At 73.3% G+C, this 11968-nt stretch carries 7 protein-coding genes; 6 read left to right on the top strand and 1 reads right to left on the bottom strand.

Features of this window, described 5'->3' with window-relative positions; all coding sequences use genetic code 11:
* Positions 1-851 precede the first annotated feature (851 nt).
* Positions 852-1670, top strand: a complete 819-nt coding sequence (locus tag ACFXAM_RS25510) for an HAD family hydrolase (RefSeq protein ID WP_380294563.1) — start codon at positions 852-854, stop codon at positions 1668-1670.
* Positions 1671-2116: 446 nt separating this feature from the next.
* Here ACFXAM_RS25510 and ACFXAM_RS25505 read toward each other — a convergent pair whose 3' ends face one another.
* Complete coding sequence (locus ACFXAM_RS25505; protein WP_380294561.1) at positions 2117-3037, bottom strand: oxidoreductase; 921 nt, start codon at positions 3035-3037, stop codon at positions 2117-2119.
* A gap of 218 nt (positions 3038-3255) precedes the next feature.
* Here ACFXAM_RS25505 and ACFXAM_RS25500 point away from each other — a divergent pair, with 218 nt between their 5' ends.
* The 5 genes from ACFXAM_RS25500 to ACFXAM_RS25480 all read left to right on the top strand — a co-directional run bounded on the left by ACFXAM_RS25500 (position 3256) and on the right by ACFXAM_RS25480 (position 11757).
* Positions 3256-4263 (top strand): ATP-binding protein, encoded by a 1008-nt coding sequence (locus ACFXAM_RS25500; protein ID WP_380294560.1) that lies wholly within the window; start codon positions 3256-3258, stop codon positions 4261-4263.
* Positions 4264-4701: 438 nt separating this feature from the next.
* Positions 4702-7164: a SulP family inorganic anion transporter gene (locus ACFXAM_RS25495; protein WP_380294559.1), complete on the top strand. Its 2463-nt coding sequence runs from the start codon at positions 4702-4704 to the stop codon at positions 7162-7164.
* Between the two features lie 212 nt (positions 7165-7376).
* Positions 7377-9353: an acetate--CoA ligase gene (gene acs / locus ACFXAM_RS25490; protein WP_380294558.1), complete on the top strand. Its 1977-nt coding sequence runs from the start codon at positions 7377-7379 to the stop codon at positions 9351-9353.
* A gap of 335 nt (positions 9354-9688) precedes the next feature.
* On the top strand, positions 9689-11167 hold the full coding sequence (gene nhaA, locus ACFXAM_RS25485; protein WP_380294557.1) for a Na+/H+ antiporter NhaA: 1479 nt from the start codon (positions 9689-9691) through the stop codon (positions 11165-11167).
* A gap of 113 nt (positions 11168-11280) precedes the next feature.
* A complete protein-coding gene (locus ACFXAM_RS25480) occupies positions 11281-11757 on the top strand; it encodes a phage holin family protein (RefSeq protein ID WP_350558600.1) in 477 nt (158 codons plus the stop codon).
* The last annotated feature ends 211 nt before the right edge of the window (positions 11758-11968 follow it).

Below are 11968 nucleotides of genomic sequence, written 5' to 3'. Positions count from 1 at the left end.
CGGTGCCGGGAGTCTACAGGCCGGCTCCCCTGACGTCCTGGTGCCCGGTCCCCCCGCCCCCCCCACGCCGCCCCGCGGGCCCGGCCCCGGCCCGCGCCGCCGGACATCACGGTGGACGGTGATCCGGATTCCGGCCGCCGGGTTCCGAATCCCTGTGGACAACTCATGGGCTGTGGACGAAAACGTTCACCCACACGGGGGGCTATTGGACAAAGAATTGACGAAACGGCCTCACGGAGATGAACCGCCATACCGGCGCAGCCGGATAGCGCCGAGCGGACCGCGCGCTCCCCCGGGCAGGTCCGGGCCGCATTCCCGAAGCGGCGGGGGCCAGAGCGGGGCATGAGCGATGCCCTACGAATGCTCTACGGAGAGTGACGAAAAGGCGCGACCGCGCCCGTCTGCCGACACCCCCTGTAGACGTCGCCGCCGCCGACCGGCAGATCGCCACCCCAGGCCGTTCAAGCCCTGAAAATGGCCCCGGACGTGCGACGACCCCCGCCGGGGGGGAGAGCGGGGGTCGTCTATCCACGGCCCGACTCGGGGGGGAGGAGCCGGACCGGGTTAGCACGGTCGCGAACGATCCGTGACTTCCATGGTGTACCCGAGCGGCCAGAAACACAAACCCGCACGCCCACGAGTACGCCGAATGGCGGGCTGTTTTGCGGCGCCCTCTATCCTCGGTTCCCGTGGACACCACCGAGAACGCCGACGAGCACGCCGACGAGTCCCCGGACTCCACCCCCGCAGCCGCCGCGCCCGACGGGACGCCCGGGCCCGACGGGGCGCCCGTGACCGGCGAGCGGCCCGGAACGGCCGGCTCCGACCCGGCGCAGGCCCGTCCGCCGGCCCTGCGCCCCCACCCCGCCGGCCCGCGCACCGCCGCCTTCTTCGACCTCGACAAGACGATCATCGCCAAGTCGAGCGCCCTCGCGTTCAGCCGTCCGTTCTACCAGGGCGGCCTGATCAACCGTCGGGCCGTCCTGCGAAGTGCGTACGCCCAGTTCGTCTTCCTGGTGGGCGGCGCGGACCACGACCAGATGGAGAAGATGCGGGAGTACCTCTCCGCGCTGACCCGGGGCTGGAACGTGCAGCAGGTCCGCGAGATCGTCGCCGAGACCCTGCACAACCTGATTGACCCGATCATCTACGACGAGGCCGCCTCGCTCATCGAGCAGCACCACGCGGCCGGCCGCGACGTGGTCATCGTCAGCAGTTCCGGCTCCGAGGTGGTCGAGCCGATCGGCGCGCTGCTCGGTGCCGACCACGTGATCGCGACCAGGCTGAAGATCGAGGACGGCTGCTACACCGGCGAGATCGACTACTACGCCTACGCCGAGAACAAGGCCGCCGCGATCCGGGAGTTGGCCGAGGTCGAGGGCTACGACCTGACCGAGTGCTACGCCTACAGCGACTCGTCCACCGACCTGCCGCTGCTGGAGGCGGTCGGCCACCCCTCGGCGGTCAACCCGGACCGGGCGCTGCGCAAGGAGGCGGTGGCCCGCGAGTGGCCGGTGCTGGTGTTCGACAAGCCGGTGGAACTCCGGCGCAGGCTCCCGGAATTCTCGGCCCCGAGCCGCTCGGTGCTGACGGCGGTGGCGGTCGGCACGGCCGCGCTGACGGCCGGGGTCATCTGGTACGCGGCCCGGCGCCGCCGCCCGGCGGCCTGACGGCGGGGTGCCGGGCGCCCGGCGCGCCCGGCGCGCCCGGCGCGCCCGGCATGCCCGGCATGCCCGGCATGCCTGGACCGCTGACCGTTGGACAAAACGGTCAAAAGCCGAAGACGTCGCTTTTCGGGTTCCCCTTTCGCCCGAAACGCGATACAAATGAAGCACGGCCCGCGAGACCCGGTCAGGACCGAAGAGGTCAAACCGACAACGCAGTTCAGGCCCCACGGACCGCCGTGCAGATGACCGAGCACCCACATGCAGCCGACCCGCTGTCGGGCCGCCGGACCAGACGAACGGGCAGGATCCCCGTCTGATCGGCACTTCCGGTGCATGCATGGTCACCCGGCATCTGTGCCAGTGGCGGCACCTGGCAGGATCAGGTGCCGCCGCATCTCGTTGTCCGCCCCGCCCCGACGGGACCCCGTCGGGGCGGGGCGTTCGAACGCTCAGACCATGCCGCGCTGCATCGCCTCGCAGACCGCCGTGCTCTCCCGCACCCCGAGCCGGAGCGTCCGGCCGCAGTGGCCGATCCAGGCCGCCAGCCCCTCCGGCGTCCCCGCCAGGTACCCGGCCAGCGCCCGCCGGTAGGCGTCCGTCCCCAGCTCCGCCAGGCCGACCTCGGCCGGGCAGATCGACTTCGGGTCGAGCCCCTCGGCGATCAGCACGATCCGCTGGGCGGCCCGCGCGATCAGGCCGTTGTACGCGCCGAACGGCCGCAGCGCCAGCAGCTCGCCGTGCACCACCGAGGCGACCACCAGGGCCGGCGTGCCGACGCCCTGGCCCTCCGCCCGGGCCACCAGCAGCCGCGAGAGCTGGTCGAGCCGGGAGGCGACCTCCTCCGGACCGGGCGCCGCGGGCAGCGCCGGCACCGGACCGTCCGCGACCGCGCCGGCCGGCCCGGCCCCGGGGGCGTGGTCCGCCGCGACGCCCTCCACCGGCTTCAGCTCCAGCGGGAACGGGTCGTCGGCGCCCTCGCCACCCTGCCGCGGGCGGCCCGCCGCGGGATCGGCGTCGCCGACCGCCAGCAGGTGCAGCCGGGCCAGCACCTGGAGCGGCGAGTGCCGCCAGACGCTCAGCAGCTGACCGGCCTCGGCCGCGACCCGCAGCGCGGCGCCGACCGTGCGGGCCCCGGGGTCCGCACCGAAGTCGCTGCGCCGCCGGACCTCCTCCAGCGGCCAGTCGGCCCCGGCCAGCGCCGCCGAGGCGCGGGCGCCGCGCAGGGCGGACTCGGAGGTGACCTCGGCCGCGCGGCGGCGCATCACCCGGTGGCCGTAGAGGCGGTCGACGGCCTTGCGCACCTCGGCCACCGCGTCCGGCACTCCGGGGAGCTGGGCCAGCGGGGCGAGGGGATCTGTTCCAGTGCTCACCTACCCGAGAGTAATGACCCGGGCGCCCCGGCCGGAACAGCAACCTCGCATCACCCGTTAGAGGCAATCCTCACTTCCCGCCGACCAATGACCCGAAACCCCCGATAGCATGGCCGCCGTCGAAGACGATAACGATTTCCACCTCGGGGGATCGTCGTCCTCGCCGCGGCGCTCAGCCGCGATCGCGGCGGGCCCAGGAGCGAGAGCCGGAGTCCCAGATGAAGATCGCCTTCGTCGGCAAGGGCGGCAGCGGCAAGACCACGCTGTCCGCGCTGTTCATCCGCCATCTGGCCGCCGCGGGCCGCCCGGTCCTCGCCATCGACGCCGACATCAACCAGCACCTCGGCCCGGCCCTCGGCCTGACGGACGAGCAGGCCGCCGCGCTGCCCGCGCTCGGGGCCCGGCTGCCCGAGATCAAGGAGTACCTGCGCGGCAGCAACCCGCTGATCCGCTCCGCCGAGGAGATGATCAAGACCACCCCGCCGGGCCGGGGGTCGCGGCTGCTGCGGATCGTCGAGGAGAACCCGGTCTACACGGCCTGCGCCCGCCCGGTCGCGCTCGACGAGGGCTCGGTGCGGCTGCTGGCGACCGGCGCGTTCACCGAGGAGGACCTCGGCGTCGCCTGCTACCACTCCAAGGTCGGCGCGGTCGAGCTGCTGCTCAACCACCTGGTCGACGGCCGGGAGGAGTACGTGGTGACCGACATGACGGCCGGCTCCGACTCCTTCGCCTCGGGCCTGTTCACCCGCTTCGACCTCACCTTCCTGGTCGCCGAGCCCACCCGCAAGGGCGTCTCGGTGTACCGCCAGTACCGGGACTACGCGCGCGACTTCGGCGTGCGGCTGCGGGTGGTCGGCAACAAGGTGCAGGGTCCGGACGACCTGGACTTCCTCCGCCGCGAGGTCGGCGAGGACCTGCTGACCGCCTTCGGGCAGTCCGACTGGGTGCGCCGTCTGGAGCAGGGCGCCCAGCCGCCGCTGCACGCCCTCGAACCCGCCAACCGCGCGGCGCTGGACGAGCTGCACTCGGCCGCCGACGCCGCGCACGGGCTGCGGGACCCGCGCCGGTACACCGAGCAGGCCGTCCTCTTCCACCTGCGCAACGCCGAGAGCTGGGCCAACGCCAAGGTCGGCACCGACCTCGCCGCCCAGGTCGACCCGGACTTCGTGCTCGGCGGCGGGCCCGCCCCGGCCGGCGAGCCCGCCGCCGCCGGCGCGGCGGTCTGAGCCGCAGCCCCGCCGCACCCACCACGGGCCGCGGTCCCCCGCACGGGGACCGCGGCCCGCGCGCGTCCCCGGCAGGCCCGCCACCAGCAGATTCCCGTCCGTTCGGCCACCACCCAATGGGGTGAACCAGGCGGTTATTCACTGTCGTTCCGAATGACGCTGTGCAAAGCTCTCATTACCCTCGGTTTACCGAGTCTTGATGTTCCGATCCGTCCCGGTGCTCCTCGCCGTGGCCTGGCTCCTCCCAGCGCCCCGCCGAGCGGCCGCGGGCCGGCCCGATGGACCAAGGCCCGGCCGGTGACACCCGCACTCCCGGCCCGACCGCGCCGTCCCGCCACACCGTCGCGACCCACGACAGCCGATCCGTTCCACCGAGCCCGCGCCGGACTCACCGCCGGACCTGACTGCGTTCGTTCCCCCGGACAGACGGGAAGACCCATGACCCTCGACATCTCCAGCGCCCCCATCGCCTCCGACACCACCGACCACGCCCCACCGGGCAGACGTCCCCGCGCCGACTGGGCCCGGGACCTCTCGGCCTCCCTGGTGGTGTTCCTGATCGCCGTGCCGTTCTCCCTCGGCATCGCCCTGGCCACCGGCGCCCCGCTCACCGCCGGCCTGGCCGCGGCGGCCGTCGGCGGCATCGTGGTCGGCCTGTGCGGCGGCACCCCGCTGCAGGTCAGCGGCCCCTCCGCCGCGCTCACCGTGATCACCGCCGGGCTCATCACCCAGTACGGCTGGCGGGCCACCTGCGCCATCACCGCCGCCGCCGGTCTGCTCCAACTCCTGCTCGGCGTACGACGGGTGGCCCGCACCGCGCTCGCCGTCTCGCCCGCCATCGTGCACGGCATGCTGGCCGGAGTCGGCCTCGCCATCGCCATCGCCCAGCTGCACGTCGTCCTCGGCGGCTCGCCGCAGAGCTCCGCCTCGGCCAACCTGCTCGCCCTGCCCGACCAGTTGGCGTCTCCCCACCCCGCCGCCCTCACCGTCGGCGCGGTCACCGTCGCCGTGCTGCTCGGCTGGCCCCGGCTGGGACGGCTCCCCGGCCGGTACGGGGAGTTCGGCGCCCGGCTGGCCAAGGTCCCCGGCCCGCTCGTCGCCGTCGCCGCCGCCACCGGGCTCGCCGTCGCGCTGGACCTGCGGCTCGCCCGGGTCGCGCTGCCCGCCTGGCAGCCGCACGGCCTCGCCCCCGACCTGCCGCACGGCCCGCCGCTCGCCGTGCTGGCCGCCGTGCTGACCGTCACCGCCGTGGCGAGCGTCGAGTCGCTGCTCTCCGCCGTCGCGGTCGACCGGATGTCGCACCGCACCGGGGACCTCGACCGGGAACTGCGCGGCCAGGGCCTCGCCAACGTGGTCAGCGGACTGGTCGGCGGGCTGCCGGTCGCCGGCGGCGCGGTGCGCAGCACGGCCAACGTCCGGGCCGGGGCGAGCAGCCGCCGTTCCTCGGTGCTGCACGGGATCTGGGTGCTGGCGGCCGCGCTGGCCCTCGCCGGCGGGCTGCGCCGGATCCCGCTGGCCGCCCTCGCCGCCCTGGTGCTGGTCGTCGGCCTGCAGATGGTGAGCTTCGCGCACATCCGCAAGGTGCACCGGCATCGTGAGTTCCCGGTCTACCTGACCACCGTGGTCGCCGTGGTGCTGCTCGGCGTCCTGCCGGGGGTGGCGCTGGGCGCGGGGACGGCGGTGCTGCTCGCCCTCTACCGGCTGACCCGCGCCCACGTGGACGTCCTGCCCGGTCCGGACGGCTCGTTCACCGTGGAGACGCACGGTCCGCTCACCTTCACCGCGGTGCCCCGGCTCAGCCGGGCGCTGGCGGGCATCCCGGCGGGCGCCGAGGTCGCCGTCGTCCACGACGGCTCCTTCCTGGACCACGCCGCCTACGAGACGGTGCACAGCTGGCGCACCGGCCACCAGGCGGGCGGCGGCCGGGTGTCGATGGTGACGCGCCGCCAGGACGACGAGGTCCTCGACCCGGACGGCACCGTCCGCACCGGCAGCTCCCCCGGCCCGCACCGCTGTCGCGCCTGGACGCCCTGGGTCGGCCACCACTGCATCGAGCAGCAGGAGGACCCGCACGGCCGGCTGCTGGACGGGGTCCGGGTGTTCCAGCTGCACACCGCCCCGCTGGTGCGGCCCGAGCTGGCCCGGCTCGCCCGGGAGGGGCAGACGCCCTCGCAGCTCTTCCTGACCTGCGCCGACTCCCGGATGGTCACCAGCATGATCACCAACAGCGGTCCGGGCGACCTCTTCACCGTGCGCAACGTCGGCAACCTGGTGCCGGCCCCGCACGAGCCCGGCGCGGCCGACGACTCGGTGGCGGCGGCGGTGCAGTACGCGGTCGAGGTGCTGGAGGTGCGGTCGATCACGGTCTGCGGGCACTCGGGCTGCGGGGCGATGAAGGCGTTGCTGGACGGTGTGCACGAGCAGCCCGGGCGGCCCACCCCGCTGGCCCGCTGGCTGCGCAACGGCCGGGGCTCGCTGGACCGGCTGCGCAGGGTTCCGGCGGAGTTCACCGACCGACCGGCGGTCGACCTGGGCGAGCAGCTCTGCATCACCAATGTCGTCCAGCAGCTGGACCAGCTGATGGCCAACCCGGCGGTGGAACGGCGGGTGGCCGAGGGCACCCTGCGGCTGGTCGGCATGTACTTCGACTTCGCCACCGCGCAGGCCTACGTGCTCGACCGGGAGAGCGGCCGGTTCGGTCCGGTCGAGGCCGCCGCACCGGCGCCCGCCCACGCCCGCGCCCGCGCGCTGGCGCACGAGCGGGCGTCCGAGCGGGCGTCCGCTCCGCGGCAGGAACGCGACACGCCCGGACGGGTGGATGAATTCGAACAGGTTCCGACCGTCGGTACCGCCGTCACCGATCCGGCCAGGGGCGGAGGAGGTCCCGGCCTGGCCGCCTGAGAGCCGGGCCCGCGTCCCGCCGGGCGGGCCAAGGACGCGGGCCCACCTCCCACCCCGCCCCCGGGGCACCACCGACCTCGGGCGGCCGTTCGACGCCCGGTCAAAGGTCTACACCAATTATCCGGAGCCTCTTGTCAACTGACCTCTTCGCCTGGTGAGCTGTGCGCTGGGACACACGGGACAATCCCCACGCACGGGAAACGACCCCGATCATGACTCATGAGGAGTGCGCGTTGAGCAACGAGAGCCTGGCCAACCTGCTCAAGGAGGAGCGGCGCTTCGCCCCGCCGGCAGAGCTCGCCGCAGCCGCCAACGTCACCGCGGCCGCGTACGCTCAGGCCTCCGAGGACCGCCTCGGCTTCTGGGCCGAGCAGGCCCGCCGCCTCAGCTGGGCCGTCGAGCCCACCCAGACGCTCGACTGGTCCAACCCGCCGTTCGCCAAGTGGTTCGCCGACGGCAAGCTCAACGTGGCCTACAACTGCGTCGACCGGCACGTCGAGGCCGGCAACGGCGACCGCGTCGCCATCCACTTCGAGGGCGAGCCCGGCGACGGCCGCTCGATCACCTACGCCCAGCTCAAGGACGAGGTCTCGCAGGCCGCCAACGCGCTGCTGGAGCTCGGTGTCGTCAAGGGCGACCGGGTCGCGATCTACCTGCCGATGATCGCCGAGGCGGTCGTCGCGATTCTCGCCTGTGCCCGGATCGGCGCCACCCACTCGGTGGTCTTCGGCGGCTTCTCCGCCGACGCCGTGGCCTCCCGCATCCAGGACGCCCAGGCCAAGCTGGTCATCACCGCCGACGGCGGCTACCGCCGCGGCAAGCCGTCCGCCCTCAAGCCGGCCATCGACGAGGCGCTGACCAAGGTCGAGGGCGTCGAGCACGTCCTGGTCGTGCGCCGCACCGGCCAGGAGGTTGCCTGGACCGAGGGCCGCGACGTCTGGTGGCACGAGGCCACCGAGCGCCAGTCCACCGAGCACACCCCCGAGGCGCACGACGCCGAGCACCCGCTCTTCATCCTCTACACCTCGGGCACCACCGGGAAGCCGAAGGGCATCCTGCACACCTCGGGCGGCTACCTCACCCAGGCGAGCTACACCCACCACGCCGTCTTCGACCTCAAGCCGGAGACCGACGTCTACTGGTGCACCGCGGACATCGGCTGGGTCACCGGCCACTCGTACATCGTCTACGGCCCGCTCGCCAACGGCGCCACCCAGGTCATCTACGAGGGCACCCCGGACACCCCGCACCAGGGCCGGTTCTGGGAGATCGTCCAGAAGTACGGCGTGACCATCCTCTACACCGCGCCGACCGCGATCCGCACCTTCATGAAGTGGGGCGACGACATCCCCGCGAAGTTCGACCTGTCCTCGCTGCGGGTGCTGGGCAGCGTCGGCGAGCCGATCAACCCCGAGGCGTGGATCTGGTACCGCGAGCACATCGGCGCCGGCAAGGCCCCGATCGTGGACACCTGGTGGCAGACCGAGACCGGCGCGATGATGATCAGCCCGCTGCCGGGCGTCACCGAGACCAAGCCGGGCTCCGCCCAGCGCGCGCTGCCGGGCATCGCGGCCACCGTGGTCGACGACAACGCCGTCGAGGTCCCGAACGGCTCCGGCGGCTACCTGGTGCTCACCGAGCCGTGGCCGTCCATGCTGCGCACCATCTGGGGCGACGACCAGCGCTACATCGACACCTACTGGTCGCGCTTCGAGGGCCGCTACTTCGCCGGTGACGGTGCCAAGAAGGACGAGGACGGCGACATCTGGCTGCTCGGCCGGGTCGATGACGTCATGCTGGTCTCCGGCCACAACATCTCGACCACCGAGGTCGAGTCGGCCCTGGTCGGGCACCCGTCGGTGGCCGAGTCCGCCGTGGTCGGCGCCACCGACGCCACCACCGGGCAGGCGATCGTCGCCTTCGTGATCCTGCGCGGCAACGCCACCGACAGCCCCGAGCTGGTCGAGGAGCTGCGGGCGCACGTCGGCCGCACGCTCGGCCCGATCGCCAAGCCGAAGCAGATCAAGGTGGTCGGCGAGCTGCCGAAGACCCGCTCCGGCAAGATCATGCGCCGGCTGCTGCGCGACATCGCCGAGGGCCGCGAGGTCGGCGACACCACCACGCTGGCCGACTCCACGGTGATGAACCTCATCCAGGCCCAGCTGCCGCAGGCGGGCAGCGAGAGCTGACCCACCCCCTGAACCACGGGTGACGGTGCCCCGGGCGGTCATGACCGCCCGGGGCACCGCCGTGTCCGGACCCCTCCCGCACCCCGTCCGCCGTGCGCAACGGGCCGCGAGGGCTTAAGTCCTTGAGTAGGACAATCCGGATGTCGCTCCGTCGGTCTGCCGGTCCACCGGTCTTCCGCTCTGTCGGTCTATCGGTCTATCGGTCTATCGGTCTGCCGTCACGCTACAATGTCAAAGGCGCATCAAGATCCGCGCCACAGGGCGAGCCGGGAAGTCTGGTCGGCGATGCACCACCGGTGCATCCACACCGTCCCCTCGCCCCCAGGAGGCCGCGCGTGGCCAGCCAGCCGCCCGTTCACGAGCCGACCTCGACGCCCCAGCGCCGCCAGTTCCTCGGCAGGCTGCCGCTCCCCGAACGCAATTTCCTCGCCGAAGCCCTGCGCACCGAGACGGTCGGCGGCGTGCTGCTGCTCACCGCCGCAGTCATCGCGCTGATCTGGGCCAACGTCTGGCCGGACGCCTACCAGTCCGTGCTGAACCACACCGTCGGCCCCTCCGCCCCGCTCCACCTCGACCTCACCCTGGGCACCTGGGCCAAGGACGGGCTGCTGACGATCTTCTTCTTCGTGGCCGGCATCGAGCTCAAGCGCGAGTTCGTGGCGGGCGAGCTGCGCAGCCCCAGCGCGGCGATGCTGCCCGTCATCGCGGCCGTCTGCGGTGTCGTGCTGCCCGCCGTCCTGTACACCGTCGTCAACGCCGGGCCCGGCGGGCATCCGAGCGGCTGGGCGATCCCGACCGCCACCGACATCGCCTTCGCGCTCGGCGTGCTCGCCGTCGTCGGCAGTCATCTGCCCTCGGCGCTGCGCGCCTTCCTGCTCACCCTCGCGGTGGTGGACGACCTGATCGCGATCCTGATCATCGCGGTCTTCTACAGCTCCGGCATCAAGTTCTGGGCGCTCGGGCTGGCCTTCGTCGGGCTCGCGCTGTTCTGGTTCCTGCACCGGCGCGGGGTGCACGGCTGGTACCTGTTCGTCCCGCTCGCGTTCGTGATCTGGGCGCTGATGCACGAGAGCGGCGTGCACGCCACGGTGGCGGGCGTCGCGATGGGCCTGATGCTCCGCTGCCACCGGGAGGGCGACGAGGAGCACTCCCCCGGTGAGCACATCGAGCACCTGGTCCGGCCGCTCTCGGCCGGGGTCGCGGTGCCGGTCTTCGCGCTGTTCGCGGCCGGCGTGGGGATCTCCGGTCCGGCGCTGCGCGAGGTGTTCACCCAGTCCGCCCCCTTGGGCATCGTGGTCGGTCTGGTGGTCGGCAAGTCCGTGGGCGTCTTCGGCGGCACCTGGCTGACCGCCCGCTTCACCCGCGCCGAGCTGAATCCGCAGCTCAAGTGGGCCGACATGTTCGCGGTCTCGGTCCTGGCCGGCATCGGCTTCACCGTCTCACTGCTGATCGACGAGCTGGCCTTCCCGGACGACCAGGCGCTCGCCGACCGGGCCAAGGCCGCCGTCCTGGTGGGCTCGCTGATCTGCGCGCTGGCGGCCACCGTGCTGCTGAAGCTGCGCAACCGGCACTACCGCGAGCTGTGCGAGGAGGAGGACCGCGACCTCGACGGCGACGGCATCCCCGACGTCTACCAGCTCGACGACCCGGCCTGGCAGAACCGCATGGCCGCCCAGGGGCAGCCCACCGACGGACGGCCCACGGACGGACGGCCCGCCGACGGACGGCCCACGGACGGACAGCCCACCGACGGACGGCCCGCCGACGCGGGGCCGACACGCCCGGCCGACCAGGGCCGCGACGAAGCGCGCTGAGCAGCCCGCCTCGCCGGACACGTCCCCCCGGCGGGGCCCCGGAGTGGTGTCCGCTCGTCCGGTAGAGGCATGATTCTGAACTGTCGACAGTCCACCGAAGAGGAGAACCGCTGATGCCCGCAGGAGCCGCAGACCCGTCCAGCAACGGCCGGGCGCCCTACGAGGGCGAGCGTTCGGTGGGGCAGCTGTTCGCCGCGGCCACCGCCGACCTGTCCGCCCTGGTCCACGACGAGATCGCGCTCGCCAAGGCCGAGATCCGCGCCGACGTCAAGCGCGGCGTCTCCGGCGGCGTCTCGCTGGGCGTCGCCGGCGTGGTCGCGCTGGCCGCCGTCCCGATGCTGAGCGCGGCCGCGGCGTTCGGCATCCACGCGCTGGGCCTGTCGCTCGGCTGGTCGTTCCTGATCGTGGCCGGTGCGTACCTGCTGCTGGCCGTGCTGCTGGGCCTGCTGGCGCTGCGTTCGTTCAAGAAGATCGAGAAGCCGGTCCGCACCATCGAGGGCGCGCAGAAGACCGCCGACGTCCTGAAGAACGCCCGGCCGCGCCCCGCCACCAAGGAGGAGATCGACCGCGCCCTGGGCCGCATCCCGTAGGCAGCCGACAGGCACCCGGCAGGCGTCCGGCCGGCGTTCCCGGCCGCACCCCGTACGCGTCCCGCCCGCAATCCCGGAGGCGCCTCCGCAGACCCTCCGGCGGGCCCGCGGCGCGCGCCAGGGGCACGCCGGGAACGCGCCAGGGATGCGCCGGGGACCCGTGGGCGACGTGCGCCCGCCGAGCGGCGGGCCGGAACGGTCCGCATGCGAG

Source organism: Kitasatospora sp. NPDC059462 (assembly GCF_042749955.1).
Lineage (GTDB): Bacteria > Actinomycetota > Actinomycetes > Streptomycetales > Streptomycetaceae > Kitasatospora.
This window is presented reverse-complemented; position numbering and strand designations above follow the sequence as displayed.

What these genes read in the sequence shown, in the direction of transcription:
- ACFXAM_RS25500 (WP_380294560.1), top strand. Translation starts at nt 3,256, where the DNA reads ATGAAGATCGCCTTCGTCGGCAAGGGCGGCAGCGGCAAGACCACGCTG.
- ACFXAM_RS25495 (WP_380294559.1), top strand. Translation starts at nt 4,702, where the DNA reads ATGACCCTCGACATCTCCAGCGCCCCCATCGCCTCCGACACCACCGAC.
- ACFXAM_RS25480 (WP_350558600.1), top strand. Translation starts at nt 11,281, where the DNA reads ATGCCCGCAGGAGCCGCAGACCCGTCCAGCAACGGCCGGGCGCCCTAC.
- acs (WP_380294558.1), top strand. Translation starts at nt 7,377, where the DNA reads ATGACTCATGAGGAGTGCGCGTTGAGCAACGAGAGCCTGGCCAACCTG.